Source organism: Actinoplanes ianthinogenes (assembly GCF_018324205.1).
Classification (GTDB): domain Bacteria; phylum Actinomycetota; class Actinomycetes; order Mycobacteriales; family Micromonosporaceae; genus Actinoplanes; species Actinoplanes ianthinogenes.
Genome location: NZ_AP023356.1, coordinates 5,289,545 through 5,302,731, shown reverse-complemented (window position 1 = coordinate 5,302,731; position 13,187 = coordinate 5,289,545). Strand labels below are relative to the sequence as shown.

Below are 13,187 nucleotides of genomic sequence, written 5' to 3'. Positions count from 1 at the left end.
ATCGAAAGGCGGCAAACCCGTTGTACCGGTTACCGACGACATCCCGGTCATCTCACCCAGTGGGCGCGTCCTCCACGGCGCACGGGTAGTTCGGCCGGAAAATTCGGCACACGCAGACGTATCACGGAAGCAACTCAGAGGTAACAATGGGCTTTGATCGGGATAGCCGACTCTCGATCCTTGCTTCACCGGCGCGGCGGACCGGAAGGTAGCAAAACATGCTCAGCAAAGAGGACAGCCGACGGCTGGCACAGCTGGAGCGTCAGCTCCGGCGCGACGACCCTGACTTCTGCGCCCGGATGGGTGGGGGCAACTTCAGCGTGCCGACCCCCCGCCCGCCGTTAGCGCTGTTCATCGTCGCCGCCGTGATCGCCGTCGCGGCGATCGTCCTCGGCGCTGTCGGCTGGTGGATCGCCGCCATGATCGTCGCCGTCTGGGGCGTCGTCACCGCGATCGCCGCCGGTTACCGTCTGCACAAATTCCGCACCCGCTGACCCACCACCCATCGAGCCCGCGCCCGGCACGGCGCGGGCTCGATCCGTCCCGCCCCCATCGCGTGCCGCACCCGCGGCTTCCTGCCGCAAGGAGCACTCCACCCAGCCGGCCGTCGGGAGCCGCACCCGCGGCTTCCTGCCGCAAGGCACACTCCGCCCGGCCGGCCCTCGGGAGCCGCACCCGCACTCCGTGCCCACTCACCGGGCCAGTGGACTCACCGGCCGGGAAGGGTCGTCGCGGCCAGCACCGCCGCTCGCGGGCTCGACAGCACGACCCGCCCCGGCAGCAGCGCCGCGACCGGCGCCAGGCTCGGCTGCGCCAGCACGATCACCTCGGCGTCGACCTCGCGCAGCCGCTCGGCGACCACCGCGTAATACCGCTCCAGGTCACCGGCCTCGAAGAACTCCCAGGCCTCCAGGCAGGGCACCAGCAGCAGATCCGCCGCCGGGTCCTCGTCCCGCAGCAACGCGGTCGTCGGCTCCAGAGTGGACGCGACGGAGAACGCCACCGCGATCCGCCCGCCGCCCGCGGCCGCCACCGCGGCCCGTGCCATCGGCCGGTCCCCGCGCAGGACCCCGGCGCGCTCCGCCTCCGGCCCGATCGTCGAACACGTGCAGACGATCACGTCGGCCCCGCCCAGCTCGGCCAGCCGCGCCCGGACCCGCTCCTCCACCGGCAGCCCGGCCCGCGCGTCGGCGAGCAGGCTCGGATCGACCAGATGCCGATCCCGCCACCCCGGCGCCAGCTCGGCGACCAGGTCACGGAACGTCGCCACGTGCACATCCGCGGTATGCAGGAACCCGATCGTGCTCACCCGAACACCGTAGTCGCCGCCGGACACGCAGCGCCCACCCGCACAGCTCGGTCACCGCCGGACACTCCGGCCTCACGGGGAAACCAAAGCCCGTCGGATACCCCCAGCTCGCCCGGAGCCGCCGGGGACACGCCTACCGGAGCACCCCAAGCTGCTGGGCACGACCCGCCCACCGGAACGCCGAGCCGCCGGGCACGCCCCGCCCATTGGAACCCCAGGCCGTCGGGCACGCCGCGCCGGCCGGAACCCCGAGCCGCCGGCCACGCCCCGCCCACCGGACCCCGAGCCGCCGGCCACGCCCCGCCCACCGGACCCCGAGCCGCCGGCCACGCCCCGCCCACCGGACCCCGAGCCGCCGGCCACGCCCCGCCCACCGGACCCCGAGCCGCCGGCCACGCCCCGCCCACCGGAACCCAAAGCCGTCCGGACCGCCCGGCTCGCTCGAACGCCACAGCCGCCGGGCGCTCCAAGCTCACTCGAATGCCACGGTCGCTGCCGGGACGGCCCGGGCACGCGCGACCACCATCGCCTCCGTCTCGATCAGCTCCCGCTGCGCCGCCGTGAACGGCGCGAACCCGGCAACCGTCAGGTCCACCCGTTTCCGCCCGGCCATCCGCGGCCGCCACACCCCGGCGATCTCCGCGTCGAGCAGCACCACACCGGGATTGCCGAGCACCCGCCACACCTCTTTCTGCCGCGCCCGGTCCGGCACCAGCAGATCCCGATCCCGGCTCTGCAAGAGCGGATCCATCGCCGGCAGCAGCCGCACCCCGCGGGGCGTGGCCGCCGACTCCAGCGCGGGCACCCGGTCGGCGGGCAGCCAGGCTTTCCGCCCGTCGACGCGCACCTCCACCAGCTCCGCGGGCCACCTCGCGCGAATCTCGGCGGTCGTGCTCAGCAGATATTTCGCCACCTCGGCCGGCCCCGCCGGCCCGAGGAACCGCAGATAGGTCGCGATCAGCTCGCCGATGCCCCGATTGCCCGCGGGCAGATCCGGCACCGGCGGGTCGAGCGGGCCGAGTGTCGCCTCCCGCCCCCGGGAAAGCACCTGCACCCCGCCGGGCAGCCCGGCCTGCTGCCAGACATTCCCGGCGATGTGCCGCGCCTTGCAGGCCGCGCAGTCATAGGTCAGCTCGGCCGGCACCCGCTTGCTGACCTCGGTGCTCGCCTCGCCGCGGGGCATCGGCGCGCGCACCACCGCACGGAACGCCTCGGCGGTCACCCGCAGCGCGGCGATCCCCCGCCGCATCCCGTCCGGAATCTGCCCGCTCTTGATCCGCGCGGCGGCGTCCGCGTCGCTGACCGGCCACAGCTGGGCGGTCAGGGCCGCGAGGTCGCTCCGCCGGTGCAGGTGCGGCGCCCCGCGGGCCGCCCAGACCGTGACCAGCCGGTCGTCGTCCAGCTCGGCGCTGGTGCGGGCGGCCAGCGCGACATGGGTCGAGCCCGGCGTGTACTCCTGCACGCCCAGGTCGAGCACCGGCAGGTCAGCCGGCCGCGCATCACCGCGCTCGGTCAGTCCCAGCGCAGCGAGCCGGAATGCCAGCACCTGCGCCCGATCCACCTCGATCACTCGCTCACCTCCCGCGTCGGTCAGGTGCGACGACCGTACCGCCGGGATGCGACATTTCTCAGGCGTTCGCGGCGGGCGCCCGGCAGGCCCGACACGTACTCCCAGGTGTCCAGGCTGGTCGGCCCGTACGGCCCCTCCTGCGGGATCGGTGGCTCCCCGGTCAGCCGATAGCCGCACCGGCGGGCCACCGCGGTGCTCGCCGAGTTGCCCGGGTCGATCCGCAGCAGCAGCCGGCTCAGCCGCAGCGTGCCGCAGGCATAGTCGGTGAGCAGCGACAACGCGGCCACCGCGAGTCCCCGCCGCCGATAGGGCGCGCCCACCAGATAACCCAGCTCGGCCTCGCGCAGTGCCGGATTGACCCCGAAGAGCAGCACCTCGCCGAGCGGCAAGCCCCCGTCCGCGGTGATCGCGAGCTGGATCCGCCGCCCGGTCAGCCGCCCCTGCCGGGCACGCTTGAGATAGGCCAGGCCGGCCTCCACATCGAACGGTGACGGCATCGGGGTCCACCGGGCGATCTGCGGCTCGTCCAGGAGCACGACCAGATCGTCCAGATCGTCCTGGCTCCACTCGCGCAGCACGACGCCGTTGCCCGCCAACGTCAGCGGGTGCGGCAACGGGCTGGCGGTCACCCTTCGCATCCTGCCCACAATGACCCGTACCCGGCTAGTGGCGATCCACAGGTCGCGCTCATCAAATTCTCGACCGCTCACCCGTCGGATCACCGATCGCATCGCGGGTCGCCCTCCGGGCGACTCCCCGCATCCCGCCCCGCACGGCAGGATGACCTCCATGCCGCCTTCTTCCGGTACGCCCTCCGGCCAGCCGCCCTCCGGCACACCCGGCACCCCACCGGTGCACGCCGAGGGGCACTGGGCCCGCTACAACGCCGGGCAGGGCGACCGGGAGCCCCGGGAGACCCTCCGCCGCGCGCTGGACCTGGCCGGCCGGGAGACCGGTCGCACCGCCGTCGACCTCGGCTGCGGCGCCGGCCGCGAGACCCGTGCCCTGCTGGACGGCGGCTGGCGGGTGCACGCCTACGACAGCGAACCCACCATGCTCTCGGCCACCGACCGCACCCACCCGGCGCTGACCGCCCACCTGCTCGGCTTCGAGCAGATCACCGAGCTGCCACCGGCCGACCTGGTCTACGCCGGATACGCGCTGCCCTATCAGTCGCGCGCGTCATTCGATCGCTTGTGGACGCTGATCCGGGCCGCGTTGCGCCCCGGCGGCCTGGTCGCCGTGGACCTGTTCGGGGTGCACGACGCCTGGGCCGGCACCCCGGGCATGACCTTCCTGACCGCCGCCGAAGCCACCGCCCTGGCCACCGGCCTCACCGTCGAGCACTGGCACGAGGAGGACGAGGTGGGTCCCGCGTTCGGTGGCCCCAAGCACTGGCACGTCTTCGAGCTGATCGCCCGGGTGTGATCGCCTACAGCTTGCGGGCGGTGATCTCGAAGCCGGCGGTCCGGAGCCTGCTCACCAGCGCGTCGCCGATGCCGGTGGCCGGGGTGAGGACGCCACCCTCCGAGGCCGGCAGCGCGTCCCGGTCCAGGGCCAGCGCCAGCGCCGACTCCCCGAGCATCACCGCGGTCGCCGCGTAACCCGGGTCGCCCTTGGCACGGACCCGGGACGTGTACCGGGCCCCGGTGGTCGTCGTGGTGAAGATGTCCATGGTGAAGTGGCCGGTCTGCTGCGTCTTCTCGCTCGGGCCGTCGCCGGGCTTGGGCAGCAGCCGGTCCAGCAGGAAGCGGGTGGGCGGCACCGCGAGGCCGGCGATCAGCGCGCCCAGGCCCAGCTTGGTGCCGATCGCCAGGACCGGGGAGAGCGGCGACGCGCCGACGCTCATCGCCTCGCGATACTTGAAGCCGCGACCGTAGGCCCAGCCGCGCAGCGCGTTGCTGCGCCGCACCACCCGGGTGTTGTAGGACGCCATCACGAACGGGGCGAGCCGCCCGCGCAGCTTCGGATCCACTTCGGAGGCGGGGAAGGTGTCCAGGTCGCTCTGCCGGCCGAGTTTCGGCTCGGCGTGCCGGTCCGGGCTCAGCGAGTACGGGCTGCCCGCCACCTTGCGCAGCGACGGATCCTTTTTCAGTACGTCCACCTGGTTCCGCATCGAGTCGATCGTCCCGCCGCTCACCCCGCCGCGCATGCTGGTCACCACCAGCGTCGTCTCGGTGAGTTCGCCCGCTGCGTCCTGTTCGACCTGCTGGTGCAGGACGTGCACCCCGATGTCGGACGGGATGGAGTCGAAGCCGCAGGAGTGGACGATCCGCGCACCGGTGCTCCGGGCGAGCTCGTGGTTCTCGTCGATGCTGTCCCGGGCGAACAGCACCTCACCGGTCAGATCCACGTAGTCGGTGCCGGCCGCGGCGCAGGCGTGCGCAAGCGGGCGTCCGTATTTCGCATAGGGACCCACCGTGGTGATGACCACGCGGGCACGAGCGGCCAGGCTGGTCAGCGCCTCGGTGTCCGCGGCATCGGCGATCAGGACCGGCCAGTCGACGTTCAACCGGGACTTGACGTCGGCCAGTTTCGCCGCGGAGCGGCCGGCCAGGGCGATGCGGGTGCCGGCCGGCGCGTATCCGGCGAGGTGTTTCGCCACCAGGGCGCCGACGAAGCCGGACGCGCCGTAGACGACGACGTCGAAGTCTCGGGAGAGATCGCTCATGGTCGGAGATTGTGCACCCTATGCCGGGCTCGTAGGCAACCCGTCGGTAACAAACATCGCGGCATGCAGCCACAACGCCGGCTCCGCTTGCCGAATCTCCACAAAGCAGGTCGAAACTCTAAAAAGCAGTGAAGCTTTACCCACTCCGGACCCCGCCAATCCTGTCGCCGCCCGATTTCCCTCAAAAGACGGACCACCGTGGTGGCAAATCCCGACGCGGCCTGAGAACTCGGGGAGTTATTCACACAAAGGAAGATCAAAGCGGCTAATTTGTGAGAACAAAGTCACCGGCCCCGCTTCCGGACTTGGTCAGTTCCGTGAGGCGGTGGCTACCGTCGACAGTCCGCCATCGCGGACACCGTGGCCGGAACGCCGAGTCCTGCCTGCTGGTCACGGTCAACAACCCACAGGCATGGAGCGGGGGACCCACAGTTCCTCGGCGCGCTCTCCGGAGTGCGCCTCGGGGTGAAGCCGCACCTGACGCGGCCGGGCTCCTCGGCCCGAACCCGACAGCTCACCTCGCAGGCGTGGAGGAAAACTTCATGCTTCACCTGAACAAGCGGGTTCGTCGTGTCCTCTCCCGGCGAGCCCAGTATCCGCGTGCGCTCAAGCGCACTCTCGGCCTCGCCGTGGCCGGCCTGGCCGGCGCCGTCGGTCTGCTGGCCGTCGAGGCTTCCCCGGCCAGCGCCACCCCGAACGTGAACTGGGACGCTGTAGCCCAGTGCGAATCCGGTGGAAACTGGCGCATCAACACCGGGAACGGCTATTACGGCGGTTTGCAGTTCAGCCGCAGCACCTGGCGCGCGCACGGTGGCGCGCAGTACGGCTCCACCGCCAACCTCGCGTCCAAGAGCGAGCAGATCCTGGTCGCCGAACGGGTACTCCGCAACCAGGGCATCGGCGCCTGGCCCACCTGCGGGCGGCGTGGCCTCACCAAGGCCCGCAAGAGCACGTCGGTGAGCCCGTACCGCCTCGCGTCGTACACGACACCGCTCAAGGCCACCCGCACATACGTGGTGAGGCGCGGCGACACCCTTTCCGGCATCGCCGCGCGTTACCACGTCAAGGGCGGGTGGAAGGCGTTGTATCGCGCCAACGCGAGCCGGCTGAGCAGCCCGAACCGGCTGCGGGTGGGTCAGCGCCTGGCCTTCTGAGATCAGGATCGGCCCAGCTCCGGGTGGTCGAGCACCCGGAGCCACGAGCCGTCGGGCTGGCGGCGGACGACCTGTGCCCGCGCCCCGGCCCCGTCTCTCGGCGGGGTCGAGGTGAGGGCCAGGTCGCCGCTGATCAGCGTGGGCAGCGGCGCCTCGGGCTCGAACGCCGGCATTTTCGGCAGCAGGTCGGCCCAGAGCTTCTGGATCGCGGCGCGGCCGACCGTCTCGCTGCCGGGTGGATAGGCCATCACGGCATCCTCCTCATAGAGCAGCGCCAGGCCTTCGGCGTCTTTCGCATTCGCCCGCTCGACGAACAAACGGGTCAGGTCCTCGGGATGCATTGCTTTCTCACGGTCTGCTTTCTCGCGGTCGCTCATGACTCCACCCTGCCGCGCGCGGCTCCACAAGTCCAACGAATGGTTTTCATACCAACTACAATCGCCACTCATGGATCTGCGGCAGCTGGAATACTTCGTCGCGGTCGCCGAGACCGGCAGCTTCACCCGGGCCGCGGCGCGCGTGCACATCACCCAGTCCGGCGTGAGCGCCCAGATCAAGGCGCTGGAGCAGGAGCTGGGCGCGGAGCTGTTCGACCGCGGCAGCCGGGTCGCGCGGCTCACCGAGGCCGGCTCCGCGGCGCTCAAGCACGCCCGGGCCGCGCTCGATTCGACCCTCGACCTGCGGGACGCGATCGACGACGTCAAGGGGCTGATCCGGGGCCGGCTGACCATCGGGATGGTGACCGGGTGCGAGGTCGCGCCGCTGTTCGACGCGCTCGCCGCGTTCCACCGGGAGCATCCGGGCATCGAGCTGGAGCTGGCCGAGGCGAACTCGGATCACCTGGTCGCCGGGGTGCGCGCGGGCAGCCTCGACGTCGCCCTGGCGGGGCTGGCCGGCGAGCCGCCGGAGAGTCTGAAGTCGCGGATCATCGTGAGCGAGCGGCTGGTGGCTCTGGCCGCGCCGGACAGTGAGCTCGCTGCCCGGGGCAGCGTCACGATCACCGCGCTCACCGCGTACGAAAAGATCTGCCTGCCCGTCGGGACAGGGATCCGCGACGTGCTCGATCGTGCCTTCGCCGGGAAGACCGGGCTGCGACCGGAGGTCGCGCTCGTCGCCACCTCGCCGGACACGGTGGCCGGCCTGGCGCGGCGCGGTCTGGGGGTCGCGGTGCTCAGCGAGTCGATGGCCGCCGCGCATCCCGACCTGGTCAGCGTCCCGATCGACGGGATCGAGATCCCGGCGCTGCTCGCGCTGATCTGGCAGGACCGGACCAGTCCGGCTCTGGCGGCGTTCCTCGAGCAGTGCGACGCGGCGTTCCGTTAGGAGGGCCCCCGCCGCGACGCGACGGGGGCCCGGACAACGCTGGTGTTACTTGGTGATCCGCTGGGTGTGCGTCGCAACGTACGACTGGTTACCCGCCTTGTCGGTCGCCCAGTAGGAGACCTTCAGCGTGCCCTTGTCGACGCCGGAGACGGTCGCGTGCCACCCGAAGAACGGGTCGAGCAGCGCGTCCACCGCCGCGGCCTTGGCCGTCGCGTCCTTCTCCGAGGAGGCGACGGTCCAGGTGCCGGCCGCGTAGTAGTACCACTTGCCGGACCGCTCCTCGATCAGCTTCACCGAGACGGTGCCGACACCCGCGCCGAGGTCGACGACCGTGCCGTTGAGCTGCGTCCAGGAGGCCGCCTTGTCCGCGTCACGCGGCAGGCTCAGGCCGACGATCGGGGCGAGGACGTCCTTGACCACGAGCACCGGACCGACCTTGACGGCCGTGCCGGCGCCGGCCGCGTTCACCGGGGTGGCGGTGACCGTGAAGCTGCCGCCCTTGGTGTAGACGTGGGTCAGGCCGCCGACCGTGCCGTCACCCCAGTTGACCTGGAAGCTGTCGGCGCCGGTGACCCCGGTGGGCCGCACGGTGACCGTCTCGCCGGACCACACCAGGCACTTGTCCAGGGTGTACTTGCCGGTCTGGGCGGCCGCCGCCACGGTGCCGCCGGAGACGGTCGCGGCGTTGCCGGCCTCGTCGGTCAGCGTCACGGTGATCGGGTAGCTGCCGGCCGCGGCGTACTTGTGGGTCGCCGTGGTCGCGCCGGCCTCGAGCGTCTCCGCCGCGCTGCCGTCGCCCCAGTTCACCACCTGCTTGATCTTGCCGGCGGCGGTCACGTCGTCGGACAGCGCCGACTGGGTGAGGGTGACCGTCTGGCCCGGCCAGATCGCGGCCGCGTTCACCGCGTACGTCCCGGCCGGAGCCGTGGTGTCGAAGACGCCCGGGGTGCTGCGCGGCGTGGTGTCCGCGGTGATCGGGCTGTACTTGGCGAAGTAGTTGACCAGCATGGTGAGGTCGTTGTCACCGGTGGTCGTCTTGGTCGCCGGGTTCTTGCCCAGGGTGGTGAAGTTGTCGCCACCCGAGGCGAGGAAGGAGTTCATCGTGACCCGGTACGACGCGTTCGGGTCGATGGTGACCCCGTTCAGCTTCATCGAGGACGCGATGATCCGCGAGCCCTTCGGCTGGTTGACGTCGTACGAGTAGGTGAAGCCCTTGGACGAGCCCAGGTGCAGCACCGGCCGGGACGCGGTGGCCGGCTGCCACTGCTCCTCCAGCACGTTCTTGATGTCGGCGCCGGACAGGGTCTTGGTGACCACGTCGTTGGCGAACGGCTGCACCGCGAACGCCTGCGCGTATGTGACCGTGCCGTCGGTGCCGAAGGCGAGATCGTTGCGCAGGCCCCCCGGGTTCATGAAGGCGATCTGCGCCCCGCCGCGACCGGCGTCCTTGGTCTGGTCGAGCTGCACGTCGGCGATGAAGTTGCCCATCACCGACTCGGACCCGCGGTCCTCGGACCCGGTCGCCGAGTACGCCCGCTTGATGTCCGCCGTGATCGAGCCGAGCTTCTGCTTGCCCAGCTCGGTCGCGGTCGCCTTGGCGGTGGCCACGATGCCGGCCACGGTGCTGTTCTCGGCGTAGCCCTTCACGTCGATCAGCTCGGCGGTCGACTTGACCACCGACTTGGTGGCCGGGTCGTAGGTGAGCACCGCGCGGCCCAGCTTGACGCCGTAGTCCTCGGCCTGCAGCACCGGACGGGTCTTGTCGGTGCCGGGGACCGGGATCTCGAACGCGTACGGCTGGTGGGTGTGCCCGCTGAAGATCGCGTCGATGTCGGCGCTGACCTTGGTGAAGTTCCCGAAGACCGGGTCGTTCTGCAGCGCCTCGGCGGAGTTGATGTTCGCGGTCGCCGCGCCCTCGTGGGCGAGCAGCACGATCACGTCCGCCTCGCCGTTCGCCGCGTCGCCGTCGGAGAGCTGCGCCGCGACCGTGTTCGCCTCGGCCACCGGGTCGTGGAACTCCACGCCCTTGATGCCGTCCGGGCTGACCAGCGACTTGGTCTCACCGGTGACCACACCGATGTAGCCGACCTTGACGCCGTTCACGGTCAGCACCGAATACGCCGGCAGCGCCCGCTTGCCGTCCTGGTAGACGTTGGCGCCCAGGAACGGGAACTTGGCCCGGTTCTGCACGCGGCCGGTCAGGTCGGCGATGCCCTTGTCGAACTCGTGGTTGCCGACCGCGGAGACGGCCAGGCCACCGGCGTTCAGCGCGTCGATCGTCGGGTTGTCGCCGTCGATCGCCGAGATGAAGGTGGAGGCGCCGATGTTGTCACCGGCCGAGCTCCACACCGTGTTCGGGTTCTCCGAGCGCAGCTTGTCGACCAGTCCGACGAGCTGGGCCGCGCCACCGGTGCCGGCGGTCGGGGCCTCGAGCCGGCCGTGGAAGTCGTTGATGTTGAGCAGCTGGAGGTCGAACGGCTTGGGCGCGCTGGTGTCCAGGCCGATCACCACCGGGTCGTGGTCGCTGGCCCGGTACGGGGTGGGGCTGTAGAACGGCGCGTACCCGGTGTACTGGTAGGCGTACGACTCGACGGAGTTGATGTTCCAGATGTCGACGCCGGTGACCCGGTCGGTCAGCGACGGCGTGGTGAGCGCGTGGTCCAGCGAGCCGGACTCGCCACCGAAGACGTACGAGGACTTGCCCGGCGCCTTGGTGGTGTGCACGTCGGTGTATCCGGCCTGGTAGAGGACCTGCATCGGGTCCTCCTGGGTGTACGAGTTGAAGTCACCCAGCAGGATCACCTTGTCGGTGCCGCTGTCCTTCTCCACACCCTTGACGAACTCGACGAGCGACGCCGCCTGGCGCTTGCGGTCGCCGTTGTACGGGCCCTGCCCGTCGCCGGTGTCCACATTGTCGCCGGTCGGGGTCACCGAGGCGCTCTTCGACTTGAGGTGGTTGGCCACCACGGTGAAGTCGATGCTGCCGGCGGTGAAGGTCTGCGCGATCGGCTCCCGCGCGTTCGACCACACGGTCTCGTCGCTCAGCGACCGGGACGCGCCCTTCGGCGTGACCTTGGCCGGCTTGAAGATGATCGCCGTGGTGATCAGGTCCTGCTCGGCCGGGCCGGGCAGCTCGGCCGGGGTGCGCACGTAGTCCCAGGTGCCCGCGCCGTCCCGCTCGTTCAGCGCGCCGACCAGGGTCTTCAGCGCCAGCTGCGGGTCGTTCGCCTCGAACCGGACCGAGTTCTCGATCTCCATGAGGGCGACCACGTCGGCGTCCAGCGCGGAGATCGCCGAGACGATCTTCGCCTGCTGCTTGGCCAGCGCCGCCGCGTCGGTCGCACCGCGGGCGTCGCCGCCGAAGTGGACGAAGTAGTTCAGCACGTTGAAGCTGGCCACCTTGACGTCCCCGCCCACGGCCGCCGGGGCGGCGGTACGCGGGTTGGTCGCGGTGAAGGTGGTCCGGTTCGCGGCCGGGGTGGTGGCGTCGACCGGGGTGGTCGGCTCCAGCAGCCAGTCGCCGTACGCGTAGTCGAGCACCACCGGGCCGAACGAGGCGACCGTGTCACCGGTCCGCACCGGCGCGTCCTTGGTGATGTACGGCGGCGCGACGTTCGCCGTCGACAGGTTGGTGGTCCGGCCGTCGTCGAGCAGGATCCGGCCGGCGCGGTTGGCGGCCTTGAGCGCCTTGGCCTCGTCGCTGCCGGGTTTCGCCACGTCGGTCGGCACCTTCGCCACCGAGTCGCCGGCGGCCAGGACCAGCTCGCCGTAGTTGTTCACCGGGTAGGTGTCCGACACGGTGTACTTGCCGGTCGGGGCGACCAGCATGCCCTCCAGTGCCTCGCGCGCGTCGTCGCCGGCCGGCAGGCTCAGCGGGACGGCGGCCGGCACGGTCACGCCGGTAGCGCAGACCTGGGTGTCGGTCTTGGCGCCCAGGGTGACCTCGGTGAGGCCGTTGAACTCGGTGACCGTGCCGGTGACCCGGGCCTTGTCCCCGATGGCGACGGCCGGCAGGTTGGCGGCCACGCCGTACACGAAGACCGCGTCCGAGGCGGTGCCGGCGTGCGTGCCGCCGGTGCCCTCGGTCTGCAGGTAGAAGCCGTTGAAACCGCCGGTGGTGTGCACGGCGGTGACCACGCCCTCGATCGTCACCTTGCTGCCGGCCAGCGGCGACGCGGCGCCCGGGCCCTGCACCTCGGCGATCGTGTTCGTGACGGTGGTGGTGCAGCCGGTGGCCGGCGGCTCCGGGTCGGTGGTCCCGCCGCCGTTCACGGTGCCGAACGAGCTGGTGGCCGCGACCTGCCAGACGCCGTCGATCTTCTGGAGCGACGCGCCGACCGGGGTGCTGCTGGTCTCGGAGACTCCGATGTCGGTGCTGGTCCGGCCGGAGGCCGGGCCGTTGGTGGCGGTGAAGCTGCCCTCGTAGCTGAGGAACTCGGCGACCGTGCCGTCCGGCTTGACCAGGGCCACGCCGTCCGGGGCGCCGTTCTGGAGGCCGTCGGTGGGGTAGGTCTGCACGACCACGCCGGCCGCCGGAACGGCGCCGCTCAGGGTGGCCGCGGTGCCGTAGGTGGCACCACCGGTGCCGTTGTAGAGGACGATCTGCCAGCCGGACAGGTCGGTGCCGGCCGGCGCCTGCACCTCGATCGCCTCGCCGCTGTCCGCGCCGACGTTGTCATAGTGGATCTCGCTGATGAACGGGATCTGGGCCTCGGCCGCGAAGGCCGGCCCGGAGAAGCCGAGACCCAGCGCCGTCGCCAGGGCCGCCGCGCCCAGGGCCCGGAGAGCCGGTGGGCTCACGCTGCGTATGTATGGACGCATCGAAATTGGTCCTCCGATGGAAGTGAGTGGGCCGGAGCGTAGGTACGTACGATGACGTTCCTTTCTCGATCAGGTAACGGAACGGGGTGTGCCCCGCGAAGTAGAGCCCCGAATCGGTCCTAAACGACCACTCAAGAGGGATGCGGCGAGCCGCCCGTCTGTCCACTACGGATTGTTACCTGTCGGCTGTCTATACAGCGCGTGACGATACGTTCCCGTCGCGACGCCTCCCGACCGGCTTCACCCCTCGCCGAACAGAGGCGACCGTGAGCCGCCCCCGGGTCACTCGGCAGCCACGTCAGCCGATCGGGTAACCCGTTCGGGTGACATGCGGGTCGG

The 13,187-nt window shown here is 71.1% G+C and carries 10 protein-coding genes and 1 riboswitch; of the genes, 4 read left to right on the top strand and 6 right to left on the bottom strand.

Annotated elements, in window-relative coordinates; genetic code table 11:
• Nucleotides 1-218 precede the first annotated feature (218 nt).
• On the top strand, nt 219-494 hold the full coding sequence (locus Aiant_RS23940) for a DUF3040 domain-containing protein (protein WP_189329100.1): 276 nt from the start codon (nt 219-221) through the stop codon (nt 492-494).
• Nucleotides 495-709: 215 nt separating this feature from the next.
• Here the strand turns inward: Aiant_RS23940 and Aiant_RS23935 are convergent, their stop codons facing one another.
• The 3 genes from Aiant_RS23935 to Aiant_RS23925 all read right to left on the bottom strand — a co-directional run bounded on the left by Aiant_RS23935 (nt 710) and on the right by Aiant_RS23925 (nt 3,517).
• Entirely contained in the window at nt 710-1,309 is a 600-nt protein-coding gene (locus Aiant_RS23935; RefSeq protein WP_189329099.1) for a hypothetical protein, read from the bottom strand.
• A 472-nt stretch (nt 1,310-1,781) separates the two neighbouring features.
• Nucleotides 1,782-2,879, bottom strand: a complete 1,098-nt coding sequence (locus Aiant_RS23930; protein ID WP_189329098.1) for a DNA glycosylase AlkZ-like family protein — start codon at nt 2,877-2,879, stop codon at nt 1,782-1,784.
• Between the two features lie 20 nt (nt 2,880-2,899).
• Complete coding sequence (locus Aiant_RS23925; protein WP_229829872.1) at nt 2,900-3,517, bottom strand: GNAT family N-acetyltransferase; 618 nt, start codon at nt 3,515-3,517, stop codon at nt 2,900-2,902.
• 151 nt (nt 3,518-3,668) lie between these two features.
• Here Aiant_RS23925 and Aiant_RS23920 point away from each other — a divergent pair, with 151 nt between their 5' ends.
• Complete coding sequence (locus tag Aiant_RS23920) at nt 3,669-4,307, top strand: class I SAM-dependent methyltransferase (protein ID WP_189329097.1); 639 nt, start codon at nt 3,669-3,671, stop codon at nt 4,305-4,307.
• A gap of 4 nt (nt 4,308-4,311) precedes the next feature.
• Here Aiant_RS23920 and Aiant_RS23915 read toward each other — a convergent pair whose 3' ends face one another.
• The gene (locus Aiant_RS23915) at nt 4,312-5,550 is read right to left on the bottom strand and encodes a saccharopine dehydrogenase family protein (RefSeq protein WP_189329096.1); all 1,239 of its coding nucleotides are present in this window, start codon (nt 5,548-5,550) and stop codon (nt 4,312-4,314) included.
• 368 nt (nt 5,551-5,918) lie between these two features.
• A riboswitch (cyclic di-AMP (ydaO/yuaA leader) is annotated at nt 5,919-6,093 on the top strand.
• Between Aiant_RS23915 and Aiant_RS23910 the strand changes: the two genes are divergently transcribed.
• Nucleotides 6,093-6,704: a LysM peptidoglycan-binding domain-containing protein gene (locus Aiant_RS23910; protein WP_189329095.1), complete on the top strand. Its 612-nt coding sequence runs from the start codon at nt 6,093-6,095 to the stop codon at nt 6,702-6,704. It overlaps the preceding riboswitch by 1 nt.
• 2 nt (nt 6,705-6,706) lie before the next feature.
• Here the strand turns inward: Aiant_RS23910 and Aiant_RS23905 are convergent, their stop codons facing one another.
• Entirely contained in the window at nt 6,707-7,045 is a 339-nt protein-coding gene (locus Aiant_RS23905) for a YybH family protein (RefSeq protein WP_212847218.1), read from the bottom strand.
• 106 nt (nt 7,046-7,151) lie between these two features.
• Between Aiant_RS23905 and Aiant_RS23900 the strand changes: the two genes are divergently transcribed.
• Complete coding sequence (locus Aiant_RS23900) at nt 7,152-8,027, top strand: LysR family transcriptional regulator (RefSeq protein ID WP_189329093.1); 876 nt, start codon at nt 7,152-7,154, stop codon at nt 8,025-8,027.
• Between the two features lie 45 nt (nt 8,028-8,072).
• Here the strand turns inward: Aiant_RS23900 and Aiant_RS23895 are convergent, their stop codons facing one another.
• Nucleotides 8,073-12,827, bottom strand: coding sequence for an ExeM/NucH family extracellular endonuclease (locus tag Aiant_RS23895; protein WP_229829871.1), 4,755 nt, complete (start codon nt 12,825-12,827; stop codon nt 8,073-8,075).
• Nucleotides 12,828-13,187 lie beyond the last annotated feature (360 nt).

What these genes read in the sequence shown, in the direction of transcription:
- Aiant_RS23940 (WP_189329100.1), top strand. Translation starts at nt 219, where the DNA reads ATGCTCAGCAAAGAGGACAGCCGACGGCTGGCACAGCTGGAGCGTCAG.
- Aiant_RS23925 (WP_229829872.1), bottom strand. Translation starts at nt 3,517, where the DNA reads ATGCGAAGGGTGACCGCCAGCCCGTTGCCGCACCCGCTGACGTTGGCG.
- Aiant_RS23920 (WP_189329097.1), top strand. Translation starts at nt 3,669, where the DNA reads ATGCCGCCTTCTTCCGGTACGCCCTCCGGCCAGCCGCCCTCCGGCACA.
- Aiant_RS23915 (WP_189329096.1), bottom strand. Translation starts at nt 5,550, where the DNA reads ATGAGCGATCTCTCCCGAGACTTCGACGTCGTCGTCTACGGCGCGTCC.
- Aiant_RS23910 (WP_189329095.1), top strand. Translation starts at nt 6,093, where the DNA reads ATGCTTCACCTGAACAAGCGGGTTCGTCGTGTCCTCTCCCGGCGAGCC.
- Aiant_RS23905 (WP_212847218.1), bottom strand. Translation starts at nt 7,045, where the DNA reads ATGCATCCCGAGGACCTGACCCGTTTGTTCGTCGAGCGGGCGAATGCG.
- Aiant_RS23900 (WP_189329093.1), top strand. Translation starts at nt 7,152, where the DNA reads ATGGATCTGCGGCAGCTGGAATACTTCGTCGCGGTCGCCGAGACCGGC.